The sequence below is a fragment of the Borrelia anserina Es genome, assembly GCF_001936255.1.
Lineage (GTDB): Bacteria > Spirochaetota > Spirochaetia > Borreliales > Borreliaceae > Borrelia > Borrelia anserina.
In genome coordinates, this window is sequence record NZ_CP013704.1 from 14,727 (window position 1) to 35,294 (window position 20,568).

21 protein-coding genes are annotated in these 20,568 nt (G+C 29.1%); 5 read left to right on the plus strand and 16 right to left on the minus strand.

Annotated features, from left to right (window positions below; all coding sequences use genetic code 11):
* Positions 1-31: 31 nt before the first annotated feature.
* The gene (locus tag N187_RS00080) at positions 32-997 is read left to right on the plus strand and encodes a YitT family protein (RefSeq protein ID WP_025419255.1); all 966 of its coding nucleotides are present in this window, start codon (positions 32-34) and stop codon (positions 995-997) included.
* Here N187_RS00080 and N187_RS00085 read toward each other — a convergent pair.
* The 9 genes from N187_RS00085 to N187_RS00125 all read right to left on the minus strand — a co-directional run bounded on the left by N187_RS00085 (position 994) and on the right by N187_RS00125 (position 9,377).
* Positions 994-1,974: an RluA family pseudouridine synthase gene (locus N187_RS00085; RefSeq protein WP_025419256.1), complete on the minus strand. Its 981-nt coding sequence runs from the start codon at positions 1,972-1,974 to the stop codon at positions 994-996. The two genes, N187_RS00080 and N187_RS00085, sit on opposite strands and share 4 nt — an antisense overlap.
* Positions 1,975-2,478 (minus strand): hypothetical protein, encoded by a 504-nt coding sequence (locus N187_RS00090; RefSeq protein WP_025419257.1) that lies wholly within the window; start codon positions 2,476-2,478, stop codon positions 1,975-1,977.
* Between the two features lie 7 nt (positions 2,479-2,485).
* Positions 2,486-4,150 carry a diphosphate--fructose-6-phosphate 1-phosphotransferase gene (locus N187_RS00095; protein WP_025419258.1) on the minus strand — a complete coding sequence of 555 codons (1,665 nt, stop codon included), beginning with the start codon at positions 4,148-4,150 and terminating at the stop codon, positions 2,486-2,488.
* Positions 4,151-4,221: 71 nt separating this feature from the next.
* Entirely contained in the window at positions 4,222-5,259 is a 1,038-nt protein-coding gene (gene queA / locus N187_RS00100; RefSeq protein ID WP_025419259.1) for a tRNA preQ1(34) S-adenosylmethionine ribosyltransferase-isomerase QueA, read from the minus strand.
* Positions 5,234-6,292, minus strand: coding sequence for a Holliday junction branch migration DNA helicase RuvB (ruvB, locus tag N187_RS00105; protein ID WP_025419260.1), 1,059 nt, complete (start codon positions 6,290-6,292; stop codon positions 5,234-5,236). The genes queA and ruvB overlap by 26 nt, the downstream gene beginning before the upstream one ends.
* Before the next feature lie 49 nt (positions 6,293-6,341).
* Positions 6,342-6,932 (minus strand): Holliday junction branch migration protein RuvA, encoded by a 591-nt coding sequence (gene ruvA, locus N187_RS00110; RefSeq protein ID WP_025419261.1) that lies wholly within the window; start codon positions 6,930-6,932, stop codon positions 6,342-6,344.
* A 299-nt stretch (positions 6,933-7,231) separates the two neighbouring features.
* Positions 7,232-7,708 carry a crossover junction endodeoxyribonuclease RuvC gene (gene ruvC / locus N187_RS00115; protein WP_038443329.1) on the minus strand — a complete coding sequence of 159 codons (477 nt, stop codon included), beginning with the start codon at positions 7,706-7,708 and terminating at the stop codon, positions 7,232-7,234.
* A gap of 31 nt (positions 7,709-7,739) precedes the next feature.
* Entirely contained in the window at positions 7,740-8,471 is a 732-nt protein-coding gene (locus N187_RS00120) for a YebC/PmpR family DNA-binding transcriptional regulator (protein ID WP_025419262.1), read from the minus strand.
* Positions 8,472-9,377 carry a bifunctional 5,10-methylenetetrahydrofolate dehydrogenase/5,10-methenyltetrahydrofolate cyclohydrolase gene (locus tag N187_RS00125; protein ID WP_025419263.1) on the minus strand — a complete coding sequence of 302 codons (906 nt, stop codon included), beginning with the start codon at positions 9,375-9,377 and terminating at the stop codon, positions 8,472-8,474.
* Between the two features lie 159 nt (positions 9,378-9,536).
* Between N187_RS00125 and N187_RS00130 the strand changes: the two genes are divergently transcribed.
* Positions 9,537-10,172 carry a BB0027 family outer member beta-barrel protein gene (locus N187_RS00130; protein WP_025419264.1) on the plus strand — a complete coding sequence of 212 codons (636 nt, stop codon included), beginning with the start codon at positions 9,537-9,539 and terminating at the stop codon, positions 10,170-10,172.
* Positions 10,173-10,178: 6 nt separating this feature from the next.
* On the plus strand, positions 10,179-11,213 hold the full coding sequence (gene bamB, locus N187_RS00135) for an outer membrane protein assembly factor BamB (protein WP_025419265.1): 1,035 nt from the start codon (positions 10,179-10,181) through the stop codon (positions 11,211-11,213).
* Here the strand turns inward: bamB and N187_RS00140 are convergent.
* Genes N187_RS00140 through lepB (N187_RS00150) form a run of 3 tightly spaced genes read right to left on the minus strand, consistent with a single transcriptional unit; the run spans position 11,199 to position 13,238 of the window.
* Positions 11,199-11,630 (minus strand): DUF188 domain-containing protein, encoded by a 432-nt coding sequence (locus tag N187_RS00140; protein WP_025419266.1) that lies wholly within the window; start codon positions 11,628-11,630, stop codon positions 11,199-11,201. The two genes, bamB and N187_RS00140, sit on opposite strands and share 15 nt — an antisense overlap.
* A complete protein-coding gene (lepB, locus tag N187_RS00145) occupies positions 11,620-12,255 on the minus strand; it encodes a signal peptidase I (protein ID WP_025419267.1) in 636 nt (211 codons plus the stop codon). The genes N187_RS00140 and lepB (N187_RS00145) overlap by 11 nt, the downstream gene beginning before the upstream one ends.
* Positions 12,256-12,257: 2 nt before the next feature.
* Positions 12,258-13,238, minus strand: a complete 981-nt coding sequence (gene lepB / locus N187_RS00150) for a signal peptidase I (RefSeq protein WP_025419268.1) — start codon at positions 13,236-13,238, stop codon at positions 12,258-12,260.
* A gap of 196 nt (positions 13,239-13,434) precedes the next feature.
* Here lepB (N187_RS00150) and N187_RS00155 point away from each other — a divergent pair, with 196 nt between their 5' ends.
* A complete protein-coding gene (locus tag N187_RS00155; protein WP_025419269.1) occupies positions 13,435-14,901 on the plus strand; it encodes an SUMF1/EgtB/PvdO family nonheme iron enzyme in 1,467 nt (488 codons plus the stop codon).
* A 2-nt stretch (positions 14,902-14,903) separates the two neighbouring features.
* Positions 14,904-15,353 carry an SsrA-binding protein SmpB gene (gene smpB, locus N187_RS00160; RefSeq protein ID WP_407918941.1) on the plus strand — a complete coding sequence of 150 codons (450 nt, stop codon included), beginning with the start codon at positions 14,904-14,906 and terminating at the stop codon, positions 15,351-15,353.
* Positions 15,354-15,516: 163 nt separating this feature from the next.
* Here the strand turns inward: smpB and N187_RS00165 are convergent, their stop codons facing one another.
* From N187_RS00165 to N187_RS00180, 4 genes are all read right to left on the minus strand, one after another.
* Positions 15,517-16,047, minus strand: a complete 531-nt coding sequence (locus N187_RS00165; RefSeq protein WP_025419271.1) for a P13 family porin — start codon at positions 16,045-16,047, stop codon at positions 15,517-15,519.
* A gap of 78 nt (positions 16,048-16,125) precedes the next feature.
* Positions 16,126-18,009, minus strand: a complete 1,884-nt coding sequence (locus tag N187_RS00170) for a DNA topoisomerase IV subunit A (protein WP_025419272.1) — start codon at positions 18,007-18,009, stop codon at positions 16,126-16,128.
* Positions 18,009-19,805 (minus strand): DNA topoisomerase IV subunit B, encoded by a 1,797-nt coding sequence (locus tag N187_RS00175; protein ID WP_025419273.1) that lies wholly within the window; start codon positions 19,803-19,805, stop codon positions 18,009-18,011. Before N187_RS00175 ends, N187_RS00170 begins: the two co-directional genes overlap by 1 nt.
* Positions 19,792-20,565, minus strand: coding sequence for a lysophospholipid acyltransferase family protein (locus N187_RS00180; RefSeq protein ID WP_025419274.1), 774 nt, complete (start codon positions 20,563-20,565; stop codon positions 19,792-19,794). Before N187_RS00180 ends, N187_RS00175 begins: the two co-directional genes overlap by 14 nt.
* Positions 20,566-20,568 lie beyond the last annotated feature (3 nt).

Below are 20,568 nucleotides of genomic sequence, written 5' to 3' on the forward strand. Positions count from 1 at the left end.
TGATTTTATGCCGAAGAGTAAATAACAAAAAATGAAGAAAAAAAAGAACAAATGGACTAAAATAAAGCAAAAAGTCAAGTTTATTATATTAAAAATACTAAGGAAACAACTTAAAAATATCCTCAAAGATCCAAAATTAATACTGATCAGCACATTGCAAATAACAACAGGTTCACTTCTGATGGCAATATCTACAAATATTTTATACATACCACATGGACTCTTAAGTGGAGGTATTGCGGGAATTGCACTTATGTTACATTACCTCTTAAGCTTTAATCTAGGAATTACAATATTCATGCTAAATATCCCTCTATTCATTATTGGAATTAAATTCCTAAATATAACATTTGTAATTCAAAGTTGGATTGCAATGGCTTTATATTCCCTAATAGTCAACTATTCACAATTTTTGCAATATAAAATGCAAATAAATGATATGATACTTGTATCAATTCTAGCAGGGCTCATATCAGGTCTTGGCCTTGGTCTAATATTTAGAGCAAAAGGGTCCTCAGGTGGTACGGACATCATATCTATGATAATTAAAGAAAAATACTCAATTAGTATTGGAACTACAAACTTCCTTTTTAACTTTGCAGTATTACTAATTGCAACTGCCTTTTTCAACATTGAAATTGCTCTTTACACTTTAATTGCTTCATTTGTAACAGCTGTAATGACAGATAAGACAAGCACAGGATTTGGTAATCAAAAAGCAATTTTTATTATCTCAGATAAAGGAAAAGAAATATCTTATTTACTTACCAATAAATTAAAAGTAGCAGCCACACTAATTGATGGAAAAGGTGCCTGGATTGGAAACGATAAAACTATAGTCTTCATAGTAGTACCTACAATGCGTATGTCCAGAATTAAATATATTTCTCAGAAAGTTGATCCTAACTGCTTTATCACAGTACTTAATACAAACGAAATAACTGGTGGAAAAAAAATTATTGAACCAGCTACAAATAAACATGACATTGACTCCTAAAACCTATCTAAAAAAACAATAAAATCATCAATAAGCATACTTATTGATGATTCATCATAAAATAGCGATAAAAAATCAATGAATCTTTGTGGAAATGCTGAAACAAATTTCCTAAAATAACCATCTTCAGTATTAATTTCAAGCTTGAAAGCATGAAGCATCAAAGACATTTCCCTAAACTCTCTGTCCAATTTAGCATAAATACTATCCCCTAATATTGGATGATTTAAATGCTTCATATGAACCCTCAATTGATGCGTACGTCCTGTCTTAGGCTTTAGAGCCACTAAGGAATAATTCCCTACATTAGCTAATACTTTATACTCAGTTAATGCCTTCTTGCCCTTACTCTTATGTACAGCGAATTTTTTTCTATCATATTTATCTCTATCTATAAAAGTCTCAATAATACCAGACTCATCTTTAAAATTACCCTTAACAACCGCAATATAAACTTTGTTTACAAATCTTTCTTTAAACTGTTTAGACAAAAAATTTAAAGTTGTCAAATTTTTAGCACAAATCATTATACCAGATGTTTCTTTATCTAATCGATGTACAATTCCGGGCCTAATTTCATCCTCCTGAAAACTATTTTTCAAGCCTGAGACATGATATAAAAGAAAATTTACAACAGTATTTTCTAAGTTAGATATACCAGGATGACTTAAAATACCTTGAGGTTTATCCAGAACAAGAACATTTATATCCTCATAAAGAATAATAATGGGCAAATTCAAGGGTTTTATATATCCCTTTAAATCAATTTCTTCATTAAACTCTATTAATATTTTATCATTCACAAAAACAGGCTTTGACAACTTTATTGCAACAAAAACACCATTATTACCTTTAAAAGCTTTTACTTGTCTTTTCTTAATTTGACTTCTATTAAAGATACACAAATTTTCAGATAAATAAATATCTAATCTTCTAGAATCTTCATGTACAATAAACTCTCTTGTAAGCTTTTTCATCTAATCAATAAAACAATCAATTAAAGCAATTATTAAAGATAATGTTAATCCAGCTGAAGTCGATATCACAAATTTTTCAAAGGTCTTATCTTTTGAAAGAGCAAAACCATTTGAAAAAGGATATGGAAAATCTTTTCCATCCATATCACTAAAATAATAAAACAAATCAAAACAAAACAAACCTACAAATAAAACTATAGGAAAAGTGCCTACACTTATTGCTGAAAATCTAAATAATTTTTTACCCCAATTAGAATTAATACTCTTTTCTACATTTAAATCCTCATTTTCCTGAATATTCCTATAAAGAAAATCATCATTATCTCCAAATTTCAAAAAGATTTCATTACCAAAACCAATATTATTTTCGCTGGAAGAAATTGTATCTCTCAGCGAAAATTTTTGACTTAAATTCAAATATTCAAAACCAAATTTAGAATAATCTAAAGATTTTGAATAAAGAATAAAAACATTAAATAACAAGAGAAAAAACCTAATAATCATTAATAATTTAATTTTCCAATTCTAATTTTAATGTTAACGTTATCTCATCAACGAGTTTAGAAATACCAAAATATTGAATGGGTCCTGGGTAAACATATAGATTATTTACAGCCCATTCTTCACGATTCTTTACAAACTCATTAAAAGGCGCTCCATTCAAATCGACAAGAGCCTTTTTAATAACAGGTTTTGCAACACCATATCTCTCTTCCATATCCATCATCATTGTTAAAGGTACTCCACCTGCAAGCCACTCAGTAGTACTCTTATTTAAATTTTTAATACTGGACATATAACCTGTTAAACCATTTAAAACAAGTACTGCAGCATTATATCCTAAACTATAGCAATAATCACTATCAAAATTTGAAGGAGCAACACATCTACCTTCATAACCAAAAAAGTGATTAATAGGAATAAACTTACCACTATACTCACCAAGCTTTCTTAATTCTTCTAATCTAACATTAACCATTTCCATAAATAACTTCTCAGTAGGAACTCTTGACAAATTAAAATTACCATGAGGATCCCTTTCTAATACGGAATTTACAAGTTCAATTTGAATAAATAAAGGCAAAGACATATAAAGCTCTTTCATATACCTATCAAGATTAGATATAAAAAGCTCTCTTATAGAGTCAGTATCTAACTCCTTAAACTTACCTTCATTAACATCAAATATACTACACAACTCTGTCATTAAAGACTTAACTTCAGGAATAAACTCAATAACACCTTCAGGAATTATGATAATACCAAAATCATACCCTTTCAAAGAACGCTTTACTACAACAGAAGTTATATCTCCGACAAGTTCTGATAAAGTTTTACTTTTTGCCAAAATCTCCTCAGATATAATGCACACATTAGGATGTGTTTTTAATGCACATTCAAGAGCAACATGAGACGCACTTCTTCCCATAAGCTTTACAAAATGCCAATACTTCCTAACCGACATAGCATCACGACATAAATTACCTATCATTTCTGAATAAGTCTTAGTAGCAGAATCAAATCCAAATGAAATCTGAATATGCTCATTTCTCAAGTCAGCATCAATTGTTTTTGGAACACCAATAACTTGAATATCACAATGTTGTTTCTTAAAAAACTCTGCTAATAAAGCTGCATTAGTATTTGAATCATCCCCACCAATAACAATAAGAGCATTAAGATTATTTTTAAGCATAACAGATAAAGCTTGACTATATTGATCATCAGTTTCTATTTTAGTCCTACCAGAAGATACAATATCAAAACCTCCAGTATTCCTGTAAGAATCTATCAAACCCTGTGTAATCTCAATTCTTTTATCTTCTAATAAACCTGAAGGTCCACCTTTAAACGCAAAAATTTTTGAATTTGAATTAGACTTTTTTATCGCATCAAAAATACCCGCAACAACATTATGTCCTCCAGGAGCAGGTCCACCTGAAAGAATTATTCCCACATTTAAAACCTTTGTAAAATCTACATCTGAAGACCCCTGAGTAAAATTTACAACTGGAAAGCCATAAGTATTCTTAAAAAGATCCCTTAAAGCATCTCTATTCCCAAAAGCTTCCGTTTTTTCACCAATAACCACACTAATATTTTGCAAGTCACATTCTAAAATTTTCGGCAATTTTGGAACATATTTATATCTTTCTTTTTGAAAAATTGACATCATATACCTTCTCCTTTCAAGATGTATCTTAATTATTTTATTAAATAAATAGTAAAATAATTAACCATTAATATCTATATATGGTTTAAAAATAAAGTAGCATCACCATAAGAGAAAAATTTATAATTCATTTTTACAGCTTCTCTGTAAGCATTAAATACAAAATCTTTACCACCAAATGAAGAAACCAACATTAAAAGAGTTGATTCTGGTGTATGAAAATTTGTAAAAAGCATATCAACAAACTTAAATTTATAACCCTTGCCTGGATAAATAAAAAGATCGGTTTTTTGCTCACCTCGCACAAACCCTTTATGCTTATCATAAGCAGATTCCAATGCTCTAAGAGTAGTAGTTCCAATAGCCAAAATTTTCTTACCTAAAGCCTTTGCCTCCTCAAGTCTAAGAGCTACAGAATTCTTTATTGAAAAACTTTCAAAATGCATTTTATGTTCTTCTATCGTCTTAGTTCTCACAGGAAGAAAAGTACCAAGTCCAACATGAAGTGTAATAAAATCGTACTCAATATTATTTTCATCCAATTTATAAAATAGTTCTTCACTAAAATGTAAACCAGCTGTAGCTGACGCTGATGAACCAATATACTTTGAATAAATCGTTCGATAACGATTTTCATCTTCTCTATCATAATTTCTCTTAATATAAGGTGGCAAAGGAATAAGTCCATACTGTTCAAAGTAAGACTCATCCACACACTTATTAAATTTAAGCACAAATTCATTACCTAATTTTGAAATTATTTGGGCCAATAAACCTTGAGGGAATGTATAAACCCTACCAATACTTTGCTTTTTAGCCTTAGAAATCAAGGATGTAAATGTATCCCCTGCCAGTTTATCTAAAATCAAAAACTCAACACTACCTCCATATTCCGTCTTGGCATATATTCTAGATTTTCTCACCCTTGAATCATTAAATATTAAAAAAGTATTGCTATCAATATACTTCAAAATATCGTTTATCGAATCATTATGATAAATTCTCTGATTGCCAGAATCTAGGACCATTAATCTTGATAAACCACGTTTTTTACTTGGATATTGTGCTATTAAATTATATGGTAAATTAAAATAAAACTCCTTGGTATTCATCCTGCCCACTATTCAAATCATTATGACTATTTTTATTCAAATTCAGATGTAAATATGCAAAATCAGTAGCCTTACGACCTTTGCTAGTTCTCTCAATTAGACCCTTCAAAATAAGATAAGGTTCATAAAAATCCTCAAGAGAATCTGCAGTCTCACCAACAGAAATTGCTAAAGTTTCAACACCTACAGGTCCACCTTTAAATTTCAATATTAAAGTCCTTAAAATATTTCTATCTTGATCATCAAGCCCTTCATGATCAATCTTTAACATTTCAAATCCAGATCTTACAATATCCTCTGTAATTAAATCATAACCACCAACTTGAGCAAAATCTCTCATACGCCTTAAAAGCCTATTTGCTACACGAGGAGTTCCCCTAGAACTTTTTGCAAGAAGATAGGCAGCTTTATCCTCTAACTTAATATTTAAAATAATAGAATTTCTTCGTATTATCTTCACAAGTTCCTCTTCCTTATAAAGATCAAATCTAGATACAATACCAAATCTCGCATAAAGTGGAGAAGCAACTTTCCCCGGTTTTGTAGTAGCACCAATCAAAGTGAATTTAGGAATTGGCATTCTTAAAGTCCTTGCAGCAGGACCTTGTCCAATTATCCAATCTATCTTATAATCTTCCATCGCAATATAAAGCATCTCTTCCATGACAGGTTTAAGTCTATGTATCTCATCAATAAATAAAATACTTTTATCATCAAGTGTTGTTAAAATACCAACAATATCCTTTGGCTTATCAAGAGCTGGAGCTGAAGTAACCTTAATTGTAGTATTCATTTCAAAAGCAATAATACTAGCAAGGGTAGTTTTCCCAAGCCCTGGAGGACCACTTAAAAAAACATGATCAAGCGCTTCACCTCTATCTTTAGATGCCTTGATAAAAATATCTAAATTTTCCTTAATGTGAGCTTGTCCTGCAAAATCTCTAAGGGATTTTGGTCTAAGTTCACTTTCATTTCTATCATACAGAAAATTTTCATCAGAATTTAAAAACTTAGATCCATCTCCAAAATCCATCCAAGCTCCCTCTCTTTAATAAAGAATCACTATCTCTGAAATCTAAAATCTAGCTTGAAAGCCTTCTTAAAGTTTCTCTGAACAAAAATTGTTCCTGATCAACTTCCTTCAACATTAGAAATTCATTGGTAAGTAAAATTTCCTTGATCGCAGATACAACCAATTTTCTGTCAAAGCCCATATTAACAATTGACTGCTCAAGATCTTTAAATTTAAACATATCTGAACTCAAATCATCAGTCTTAACAAGTTTTCCCCTAAGCTTTAAAAATATTTTGCCAGCCTTTTTACTTCCAATACCTTTAACCTTAGAAATAAGTTCAACATCCTCCCTCTCAATTGCATCTCTAAATTTATCATATTTCATTCCAGATAATATCTTTAAAGCTGCTCTTGGACCAATTCCATCAACACTAATCAGCTCCTCAAAAATTTCTCTCTCTGATATATCTAAAAACCCAAAAAGTTTAATTTCATCTTCTCTAAGATGAAAATAAGTCAATATTTCAACATCTTCCAGAAGAGCCAATTCCGCCTTGCAAAAAGAACTAACTAAAATCTCAAATTCAAAGGGAAGTGCTGAAATGACAATACTAGAATCTCTCTTTTCTACAATTTTACCATAAATTTTATTGATCATAAAACTCAATTATAATACATAAAAACTCAAGTTTGTCCTACTCCTATTAACAGCAAAATTAACAGTACAAATAAATTCATTATCAGTTACTTTATACCCATACAATACATTCATAATAAATTCAGAGTGAAAAGCCTCAAACATCAACCCAAACACAAAAACTACAATAAATAATAATATCTTTTAACTGAGTTTTTCGATCTTAATAAACTTCAAAAACTGCTGATATAGTCAGTTACAACAATACTACTAATATTTTTTTATTCTTAAATGATTTAGAAACAAAATATAGAGGTATATTATAATCGATGATTGCAATGACAAATTGCAAGCGCCAATGCATCACTACTATGATCACTAGTAAAAACAAAATCAGATTCCATTTCAAGTAAAACACGCATAATGTACTCTACTTGCACTTTTTCAATCCTACCAAATCCAGAAATTGAATTCTTGACCTGTATTGGGGTATATTCATAAAAATCTAAATTCTTCAAAGCAAAGGTTAAGAGAATAGCTCCTCGTGCTTCAGCAACCCTTATAGCTGTTTTCTTATTCTTAGCTAAATAAATATCTTCAATGCTTGCAACATCAGGTTTAAATCGATCAATAATAAGAGCAATCTCATTAGAAATTAATTTTAGCCTATCTTTCAAAGACATAGAAGACTTAGTTATGATAGTTCCATCTTTAACATACATGTAATTACTACCCTTTCGATCTAAAAGTCCCCATCCAACATTTGCAAGACCAGGATCGATGCCTAATATCCTCATACCCAATCTCCAGAAAAAATCCAATCAAAAACTAATCAATTTCATTAACAATCTCTAAATTATGCACAACTTCTTGAACGTCATCAACATTTTCTAATTTTTCAATAATAGCAAGGACTTTATCAATCTGTTCCTTATTCAAGGAAACTTTACTCTCAGGAATAAGAGCAATTTCAGCAATATCCTCCTCAAATTTAGCCCTTAAAACAGATAAAATAGCTTCAAAACTATCAGCACTTGTTATCACCTCTACTTGAGAACCTTCACTATAAATATCTTCTGCACCTGCTTCTAACGCAAGATCCATTATTTCATCTGCAGGATATTTATCCAAGCTATAAGAAATCAATCCCTTTTTGTGAAACATATAAGATACAGAGCCTGGAAACCCAAGCGAACCACCACTTTTTGAGAGCACACTACGTATCTCACTTGCCGTTCTATTTTTATTATCAGTTAAACAATGAATTATTAAAGCTACACCATAAGAAGCATAAGCCTCATAGGTAAGCTCACAATATTCTGCACCTATATTATCACCAATTCCTTTTTTTATTGCTTTTTCAATATTATCCTTAGGCATATTAGAAACCTTAGCCTTATTAACAGCAAGTCTCAATCTAGAATTAGAATTAATATCACCTCCACCCATCTTAGCAGCAATACTTATCTCACGAATTAATTTAGTAAAAATTTTATTTCTCTCAGTATCAAGAGCACCTTTCTTCCTCTTTATAGTTGACCATTTACTATGACCAGACATTTAAACCTCCACTAACTTTAATAACTGTTCTAAAACATCAAACTTATTATGCCTAATTAGATGTGCCTTAATTGTATTAAACATCAACATGAGAACTGTAACAGGACCAATTCCACCTGTTACAGGAGTAATAAATTTAACATTATCTTTAATTGCTTCAAAATCAACATCTCCTACAAGAACATTATTACCATCAATTTCTACCCCAGAAATACCAATATCAATGACACAAGGATGACCAGCAATCATGCTAGCATCTATTAACTTAGGCTTTCCAACAGCAGAAATAATAATATCTGCTTGCCTTACATAAACACCTAAATTAACACTCTTACTATGACAAGTAATTACGGTTGCATCATAGGGTTTACAAGAAAGCAAAATAGAAATAGGCCTGCCAACAAGAGAACTCCTTCCAATCACAACAACAGTTTTACCAGAAATTTCTATTCTCTTATCATACAAAACCTTTAAAACAGCAAGGGCTGTACAAGGAATAAATCCTCTCCTATCACCCAAAACTAATTTACCCAAGCTAATATCAGAAAGTCCATCTACATCTTTTGTACTCACTATACTGTTTAAAACCATATTTACATTTATTTCGTTAGCAAGAGGAAGCTGAACAATAATTCCATCAGTATTTTCATTTACATTTTCAGATTCAATCAATTGTAAAATATCCTCTTGTCCTGAATCTTTGGCTAACTTAATAACACGAAAATTAATACCAATACTCTTAGATACTCGCTCCTTAATAGCAACATAAAGCTTACTTGAAGGGTTATCATTCGCCAAAACTACTTTTAAAGAAATTTTATCTACCAAATCATGGTGTATTAAAAACTCTTTCAATAATAAATAATATCGATTTGCAAAAAGTTTACCATCAAAAACATTGCTCAAGTCAAAACCTCCACCAATTCAGATCAAAACACTATATATTATACTATACTTGAATTTTAAGCATAAATAAAAATAGACTTATACAAAAATCAATTGTAATAAAAGCTTTTTTTCAATATAATAACCTTAAAATAAAAAGTTTTTAAAATGTAGAGAGTAATGAAAAAGAATCTTTTAGTCGGGCTCATCCTATTATCTTTGTCTTATGCAAATGTTAAAAGAATTGAAGCATATTCAATTGATAAAAAAGGAAATTCTATCATAGAAATAGACCTAAGCTTAGGAATTCCCCTCTTTTACAATGATTTATTAAATATCTTTTCTTCAAATCTATACCCAGGAGGAATTGGATCACTTAAATATAAATATCACATACTAAGCGCCTTATCTATAGGTCTCGAGCTTAGATATTTATTTAATTCCGACATCAATCATTCATTTAACTTATTAAACCCCGATTCTGGCATAGGTAAAACGCTCAGCATAGTACCTATCACATTCTTAACAACCTATATCTTTGACATAGGTGAACTTTTTCAAATACCCATATTTTCAAATATAGGATTTGCATTAAGTTCTTACGGAAATAAAAGCGATAGCATCTCAAATTTAAGAACTTTTGATATAATACCTGTAATATCCATTGGTTCTGGAATTTTATGGAATTTCAACTACCAATGGGCTTTAGGACTCACAACTGCATGGTGGACAATGTTTGAATTCGGAAATTCGGCTAAAACCGGTCATTTTTTACTAATATCACTCTCAGTAATGGTAAATATAAACAAATTGTAGGTAAATATGGATAAAAAAGATTTTAAAAAATTTATGATAAAACTAATAGTGTTAGCTTTATTACTATCATGTTCAAGTGAATCTATCTTTTCCCAGCTTAGCAAGCTGCAAAAAATAAATAGCAATAACAACATCTTAGACAGTTCAAGCCCAAATGGCATCTCATTAGTCAATGATACTCTCTATATTGCAGCTATGCATCTATTTAAAAAAGAAAATGGCAATGTTGAAAGAGTAAACTTTAGCAATTCTTACAAGTTTGTCATTGACCTTGTCAATGTATCAGGAATAACATACTTATTAGCTCAAAATAAAAATGGACAATTAGAACTCTATACCCTTGATAAAAACAATTGGAAACTTCTATTTCAAAAGAATCTAATTCCAATGAAATTCTTAAAATCCATAGATAAAAGTGGTGTTAATTCTGCTTTAATTCTAGCATTAGGAGAAAATGACAAGCAAATTATTCTAGATATAAATGGAAATAATAAAACTCCTCAAAGTGCAACTAATAATGACAAATTTTATCAACTCTCAAATGACACTAAATTAATTACAGGAAGATTTGCAAAAATTTGGCAATTAAATGGTATAGGCCCTATAAACGTAAACTCAAAAAATGAAATAATGGCAATAATAGAAACAAGCATTCACGGGAACAAAGAAACTTTAGTATTCACTGGAAGAGAAGATGATACCTTAGATAACAAATTCAAAATATACTCAAGTAAAGATAATTACCAAAACCCAATATTTAATCGCGACGGAATAGGAGAATTTACTGCATACTTTGCAAGAGAAGTTGACGGAGTAATACTTATAGGAAGCAACAATGGATTCGTAGAACTAATCAAAGATAAAGATACGTTTGCTCTGCAATCACCTTCACAATCTGTATTACCAGGCTCCTATAATGGTTCACAATTAAGTAAAACAAAACTTAATGACATTATACCTATATCAAATAAAACCGTCTACATACTAACCCAAGGAAAAGGCTTATGGAAAATCGAAAATAAAAAGTTAACTAAAGAATAAACGATGAAAATTTATTGTGAAATTTGAATATCTAACCTTATTAACTTCCTTATGAAAATGTTTTTTTAATTTAATATCTAAATTAACATTTAATTTAGATCGAAAATACAAATAGTTTATATTATTCACATCAAAAATTTGACCCTCATCATTCATAACTTTAATTTCCAAATCCAATAAATTTTTAACAAATAGTATGTCCCTAGTAATCACCATACTATTCTTATCAACTAAGCCTAAAATAAAAGAATCAACATCGCTTACAGCTTTAATAAAAGTATTCTTCGTCATCTCTAAATTTAACTGTCTATTTGCAACTAAAACAAGTTCCATACTTCTATTTAACACAAAATTTTGTAAAAATCTTATTATCTGCAAATTACAAGAATCAGCATCAACAAAAATTCTATTTAACAATCTTATAACCCATTATCCTTAATACCAAAAAATACAAAATATGGGACTGTTTAACAGGCCCAAACACTCTAGAATCATTTAAAATTCTTGAATTCTCATTCAAGAGAAAAAATTCATTTTTTTTTAAATCAAAACACTTAACCACCTCATCTAATCTAAAAAAATCGTCTAATCTATAATCACGCATAAAATTACCATTCAAATAATAAGAATTGTTAGATTTCCTATGAACCAAGACATCAAAACCCCTAACATAAACTAAATCTCCCTGAGTAGCAGCTATTTTTGCAATTTTATAACTTTTTGCATTAAAAAACTTGTTTAAAAAAAATAAGTCCCTAAAAAAACTTAAAATAAAATTGTTCCTCAAAGTTAAATCTTCATAAAGCACAATATCATTTACTTTTAAAGGAATAAAAAAAGAGCGCATATATTTTGAAATAAAAATTAAACTATGATTCTTTGTTATTAAAGGTAACATATCATCACCTTGAAAAGTAAAAATTTGTAAAACAAATTTTGTAAAAACATAATTTAATATTAAAAACAATAAAATAATCTTAAAAAGTTTTTGCTTTCTCTTTTTTCTTAAAAGTCTTTGTTCGAAGGTTAAATACGCCGCCATATTTAAATCAAACCTACTCTAGAAAAAGGGAAATACACGAAAAAAGCTCTACCAAGAATCTTACTTTTATCTATGACACCAAAAAATCTACCATCATAAGAATTATCCCTATTATCCCCAATAGGTAATATATATCCATAAGGAACATATATCCCATAATCTCTCATTATTGCTTTCTCCATATAATAATCAACATATGGCATAAAAGCCACCAAATAACGGTACTCCAATCTCTCAATTTCAAATTTATCAATTTCCCTAACATTAAAAAATGAAAAATCAGACATATTTTCTAAATTAATGTTTAATTGATTTAATGCAACAAACATAGCAAGATTATCATAAACCTTATAATCCGTATCTTCTATAATCTTTCTAATACTAAAATTATACCCTAATGAAGATTTATAAGAATTTTCCTCCATAAAGCCTTCTTCACCTTCCTTTTGAACCAACACTATCCCATGTCGAAATCTTACAAGCTTACCATCTGCAAACAACGCTCTTTTGACAAGAAACCTAACACTAGAATTTCCATCTTCATCTCTATCAAGATCAATAAAACTAAAAGTCAACATATAAAGTAATCTATGCAGAATATCAAAAAAAAGCCCTTTTGATTTATATTCCACATTTTCAAAAATAACAATCTCTGTTTCATCTGGTTCTTTGATCCCATTTACCTTATATAATCCTGGCAAAAGTTCAGGTCCATAAGAAAATTTGTCCACAAATAATAAGTCTCCAATCTGAAGAGTATTTTCCATTGATCCTGACGGAATTCTATATGCTTGTAAAAAATACTGATTTACTGCTAAAACAAAAACCGAAGCACCTAAAAGTTCAAGCAAAAAGTTAAGAACAAAACCTCGTCTTTTAGCTTTCACCTTATAAAGGTATTTTTGTCTCTTCCTATAAGTCAAATATTTTTCAATGATCTTCACTAAAAAGCTAGCAAACCTATCTAATTTTTCTAAATACATATACTTATCCTCAAAACTAAATTATACATAAAACTAATAATTATCAATACTTTCATAACACAAAGAATTATTAAAAAGAACAAAATCTGCAATTGCATACATAATACTATTTATATTTTTCCCAATTAAAGATAAACACAAACAAAGAAACATATAATATTGAATTTCTTCTAATACTTTTTTATAATCACCTTATATGCTCAACGAAAATGGTAATCTTAACATTAATGAGAAATCATTTATAGTAAAATTAAAACCAATATTAGGAATAAGCCCAAAAATTTACGTTTCATTTATAATACTTATTCTACCCTTAATGATAGCATTTAGTTTAATCGTAAATACCAAAGCAAGTAATCCTGGAGCATACTTAAATATAAAAACTAATATTAATAATGCACATGTTTATCTAAATGAAAAATATATTGGAAGAACTCCTCTCAAAAAATATATAAATGCTACCAAAGGAACCTTAAAGATTCAAAGACTAGGATTTGAGACTTATGAAAAGAAAATTGAGATACAAAACAGGTTTTTCACAAGTTACAAATTCAATATTGACTTAAAATTAAAAAATCCTGATAAGATCATCGCTCAAAGACAAAAAGAACTCTCAGTTATGACAAAAATTAAAAATACCAATGACAATATAAAATTAATTCCCGTCTTCTCGCTAATTGTAAACGACTTACAAAATAGCCCAGAACACATAAAAAAATTTTTTAAAACTTCAATTCCATATATACATTCGAGTACAATGTTTAAAGAATTCCTTGTATCATATAAAAACATCTATTCAATAAACAGTAATAATAACAAAGAAATATGGGAATCCCTACAACAAAACTTTCATATAGGAAATAGAGCAATAATTTGGTTTTTTGAAAATTTAAATAAAGAACAACAAAAACAAATATCCAACGAAAAATGGTTTCAAACATTAATAGAAAATTTAAATAATGAAAATCAAATACTAGAATTTGAAAATAAAAATATAAATTTATACCTAAAGAATTTTAAGAAAATAGCATCACAAAAAATTGAAATTATCCAAAATCATAAGTTATACTCAAAAGACATTACACTCAAAACTACATATAAGTTAAAAGACTTTTTAATCCAGAATAAAAATGTTACTAAAGCTGAATATCAAGATTTCTTAAATGAAAATCCAAAGTGGGCACCAAACAATAAAGATAATCTAATAAAAGAAGAACTTGTAGATGAAAGCTATCTTAAAACTTTCAAACAAATGTCATCAAATGAAGATATCACTTACATATCTTATTACGCAGCAATAGAATATGCCAAATGGTATTCCTCAAATCTACCTAAAGGATTTAAAGCAAGACTTCCTATATCTCAAGAATGGGAACTATATCAAAGAGAAGTACCAAAATCTATAAAGAATATAAATGCCAACGAAATATCTAAAAAAGTTGGATTTTGGAATCTAATGCAAAATTCAAGCCTCAATGATCTCATATTATTTCAAAACGAAAATGATATATATTCTACAAATTCAAACTTCAACTCACTAATTACCGAAATTAGAACATATAACTACAATACCTCAATACTAAAGCCTTCAACAAAAGCTTCATTCTTAAAATATTGGAGCTCGCCCAACATTGGATTTAGATTAGTTATTGAAAAGGAATAGATGTGAGCTCATTACTCCTCGAAAATAAAAAAGCAAAATTTAATTATTTTATTGAAGAGAAAATAAGATGCGGGATTGTTTTAAAAGGAACTGAAGTTAAATCCATCAAGCTAAAAAAATTTTCATTCAATGATAGCTTTGCTAACATTAAAAAAGATGAAATATGGCTTGAAAATTTACATATATCAAAGTATAAAGGAGGTAATATTTTCAATCACGAAGAAACAAGACATAGAAAACTCCTTATAACAAAAAAAGAAATACAAAAGCTAAAAAAGTTTAAAGAAAAAGAAGGATACACATTAATTCCTATATCAATTTATCTGCAAAATTCACTAATCAAAGTAGAACTCGGAATATGCAAAGGTAAAAAATTATTTGATAAACGGGAACTATTAAAACAGAAAAGCATAAAAAAAGATTTAAGTCGTGAAATTAAACAATATAGATAATAAATACAAATTCTAAGCTTAAAAATACAAGTAAAAATAACCAAGATCTTAAAAATATACTCTCACGAAGGTATTTAAGAACAAGTAACTATAAAAATTAATAACATAAAGAGTAGTTATAAAATAAATTATAACTACTCAAATTTTGGTTTAAGCTTTATAATCAATATCTCTTAGTGAAATAAAGATCAAACATCAAATCACCATCTCTGTTAAAATTCATGTCAAAACCAGGTTGCAATCCTCCCAACATAATTCCTAAATTCTGTTGAAGTCGCTTGTTATAACCAGACACATATGTAAAGGGAAGTATAACTTCAACAATTCGGGTTAAAGCCATAGTAACCCCTCCTAACGTCAATATAGATAAACTAACTACTGATGGTTTCTTATCAACACTTTTATAATAAGATTGATACACAGAATATGCACCATAACCTACTAAACCTAAACCCAAAGTATCAAATCCTAAAGACAGTAGCCCACCAGTAATATCACCCTGCACTAAAGAACCTACCCCGAAACCTACAAAAAGATTCAATAAGAAAGGTAATAAAGAACTCTTCTTATAGGTCTCATAAAGTAACATCTTTTCCACATTACCAGAACTATTTGGATTTACCTCATCATAACCTTGGGCAAAGCCAAAAATAGTACTAAGTAAAAACAACACCAAAATAAACATTCTTTTCATAAAAACCCCCATATAACCATTCAATACTTGATTATACACACATCAAGAAAATTATTCAATATTTAATTTGCCATAAATCTATTTAAACCTAACTTTCTTAATAACACTGCTTGAAATCCTCTTACCCAAAGAAAGTCGTGATTTAACCATAAAATCATCAATATTAATCACTTTAATAACATTCTTGCTAGTGGAAAATTCTACAAATTTTGGATTTAAAGCAAAATTTATAAATTCATCCTCATCATTTAAAAAATTATAAACCTTATCTGTAATAAATTTATCTATCCTAAACCTCTTAACATAATAAAAATTATCTGATTTATTAAGATAGATTATAGAAAACACTTGATCTTTAGAATTATTTATATCATATACTAAAACATTCACATTATTCTTATCAATAAAGGTTTTATCCTCAATATTTTTTAAAATATAAGAATTCTTTCTAAATATCAGTATTTTATCATAATAGCTAGCATTACCAATAAAATCACCATCAATAAGACTGGTTCCCACAAAACCTGACTTTAGGTTTAAATAAACCTTCATATTCTTAGTAGCTATTTCTTTAACACTTTTTGACTTAATAAAAGAGATTTCCGTCTTTCTCTGATAAACTTTAGAATATTTTGCAAGAAGCTTATCAATAAAATTTATTGAATAACCCTTAATTGACTGAATATTGCTCTCTACACTTTTTAATTCTTTACTTAAAGTCCGAATATCTTTATTATTTTTATCAATATCAAACATACTTATCTTTCTAATAGGAATTCTAAGCAAATTTTCGATATCATCTAAAACAACCTCTCTAGATAAGCTATCTTTATACTTTAAAATTTCATCCATCACAATACCAATAACATCAGATTCTCTAGAAATAACCTCAAGAATTTTATAAATTTTTTTCTCAATAAATATTTGTTCTAAAGTTTTAGAAAATATCTTCTCAAGTATTTTATTCTTTTCCAATTCAAGTTCCATCTTTAAAACTTTTTGCAAATGCTCAGCATGAAACTTGATAATATCTGTGACAGTATAAATGACAGGATATCTTTCACTCAATAAAAGCAAATTGACAGAAATAGAAATTTGACAATTTGTATAATGATATAACTTTTCAATAACTTCATTCACATTCACTCCTCTTGGAAGAGTTAACTCAATTTCAACATTCTCAGTAGTAAAATCGTTAATGCTTGAAACTTTAATATAATTTTTTCGAATTGCTTTCTCAATTGAAGCTATCAAACTCTCAGTGGTTTCTCCAAATGGCAATTCTTTTATTAAAATGGCCTTATTATCATCTGTAGGCTCAATTCTTGCACGAACCAAAACCTTCCCATTTCCATCAGAATATTCATTAACGTCTACTATTCCACCTGTTGGAAAATCAGGATAAAGTTCATAAGTTTCTCCAAGTAACTCACTTTTAACAGCACTCAAAATCTCATTAAAATTATGAGGAAGAATTTTAGCAGCCATTCCAACTGCAATTCCTTCACTCCCCTGAACAAGTATTACAGGAATTTTGGCAGGAAAAATTAAAGGTTCATCATTTCGACCATCATAAGAAGGTTCATAAGATGTTATTTCCTTGCTATAAAGTACCTCAAATGCCAAAGGAGTTAACCGACATTCAATGTAACGTGATGCAGAAGCAGGGTCACCTGTTAAAAGATTACCGAAATTTCCCTGTTTTTCAATAAACAAATCCTTATTTGCCATATTAACAAGCGCTTCATAAATCGAAGTATCCCCATGGGGATGATATTTCATCGTATTTCCAACAACATTTGCAACTTTATGAAAATTGCCATCATTCATCTCAAAAAGAGAATGTATGATACGTCTCTGGACAGGCTTAAATCCATCAATAATACTCGCGATCGCACGATCTTTAATAACATAAGATGAATATTGTAAAAAATTATCATTAAGTAACGTTTTAATATCCATTAAATTAAATTCTCCATAATAAAGTTTCGCCTCTCAGGAGTATTTGGCCCCATATAAAATCCTAAATGCTCTTTTATTTCCTTAATGTTGATAAGATCTACTTTTGTAAGCTTAATATTAGCAACATCAATAAAACCTCTAAACTCACTTGGAGAAATCTCTCCAAGTCCTTTAAATCTTGTAACTTCAGGATTTTTAAGCTCAAGAATAGCTTTTTGCTTCTCTTCCTCAGAATAACAATAAATAGTAGCATTTTTATTCCTTACTCTAAAGAGTGGTGTCTCTAAAATATACATATGCCCATTTAAAATCAAATCTTCAAAATAAGTCAAAAAAAAGGTTAAAAGCAAATTTCTAATATGAAAACCATCAAAATCCGCATCTGTAGCAATCACTATTTTATTATACCTCAAATTCTCAATTGACTCTTCAATGCCAAGTGCTACCATCATATTATAAAGTTCTTCATTCTTATATATTTCTGACTTACTCTTTTCAAACATGTTTTGTGGCTTACCACGAAGAGAAAATATAGCCTGTGTATAAACATCTCTACAAGACACCATTGAACCTGTTGCAGAATCTCCTTCAGTTAAGAAGATCATAGTAGCATCAGATTGTAGACTCTTTTCATTAAAGTGAAACTTACAATCCTTAAGCTTAGGAATCTTAAAAGATATTTTCTTTGCTCTCTCTTTTGCCTCTTTACGTACACTACTTAATTCTTTTCTAAGACGTTCATTATCAACAACTTTGTTCTCAATTACCTTTGCAAGTATCTTATCCTTATAAAGGATTTCTAAAATTATTCTTTGCACTTCCTTAGCAACATTACTTCTAGTCTCAACATTACCAAGCTTATTTTTAGTCTGACTTTCAAACATTGGGTCTTTTATCTTAACCGAAAGAGTAGCTACAAGTCCTTCTCTAATATCAGTAGATGAATATGTCTTTTTTAGAAAATCATTAATACTTCTAGCAAAACCTTCTCTAAATCCCGTCTGATGAGTACCTCCATCACTAGTATACTGCCCATTTACAAATGAAAAATATGTCTCGCCATAATTATTTGTATGAGAAAAGGCAAATTCCAAAGTCTTGCTAGAATAATAAACAAAATCATAAAGCAAATCCTCAGATTTAATCTCAGCATTCATAAAATCTAAAAGCCCATTATTTGATTGAAAAATTTGATCATTATAATTAATTTTTAAACCCTTATTTAAACAAGCATAATGAAAAAATCGCCTCCGTAAGAAATCTTCACTATATTTATATTTACCAAAAATTTCCGCATCAGCTAAAAATTCAATATAAGTGCCATTTGGTTCATTAGATTTGCCCTCTGTAGTATTAATTAAATTTCCTTTTGAAAAAATTGCCTCAAAAAAGTTACCTTCCCTTATTGACCTTACTAAAAACTTTGAACTCAAAGCATTAACTGCTTTAGTTCCAACTCCATTAAGTCCTACAGAAAATTGAAAAACATCATCATTGTATTTAGCACCAGTATTAATAATAGAAACACTCTCTACAACCTTTCCAAGAGGAATCCCACGACCATAGTCCCTTACACTAACAACATTATCTTCCTTCTTTATAAAAATTTCTTTGCCATAACCCATGATAAATTCATCAATTGAATTATCAATAATCTCTTTAACTAAAATATAAATACCATCATCAATATTAGAACCATCTCCCAATCTCCCAATATACATCCCAGACCGTAATCTAATATGTTCAAGAGAAGACAAGGTAACAATTTTGCTCTCATCATAACTATTTATCTTCATTTAAATTCCCATCAATATTATATTGAATTTTCATTTCTTCTAGTTTTTTAACTATCCTATCTCTAACAATAACATGAAGCTTATTTTTTTCATCATCTGTCAACTTAGAAACATCTATTAAAGAATGAACATGTACATAGATAGATAATCCTGAATTCAATATCCAATTGTTAATAAAAATTTTATGTGTATTAAGCAAAGTAACAGGCATAATTGGAGAATTCGTCTTTAAAGCTAGATTAACAGAACCTCTTTTAAAATCTCTTGTTTTTCCACCTCGATTTCTAGTTCCTTCAGGAAAAATTACAATAGCCCCTCCTTCTTGAATAACCTTAGCAGCTTTCCTTTGAGTAATAGCAGAAGATTTTATACTATTTCTATTTATAAAAATAGATCCCATAGAAATTAATAAGAAATTAATTAACGGAATATATAAAAGCGATCTCTTAGCAATTACAACAAAGGGTCTTACAAATATATATATTAAAAAAAGTGGATCCATCGAAGCAATATGATTTGACATAATGACTACACCACCCTTATGCAAATAACAATCATTATCACTTGTAACAACAACCTTAATTCCAGAAAGCCATAAACTACCCTTAAGAACACATCTAATTAATGGAAAACTAAATTTCATAAAAAAACTCTCAAGCTTAAAAAGCTTAAAAACTAAAAATACTGGAAATAAAACTGCAAAAATCAAAATAAATAGAAAAAAATTAATATAAGTAACAATACTTCTTAAGATTTTCATAAA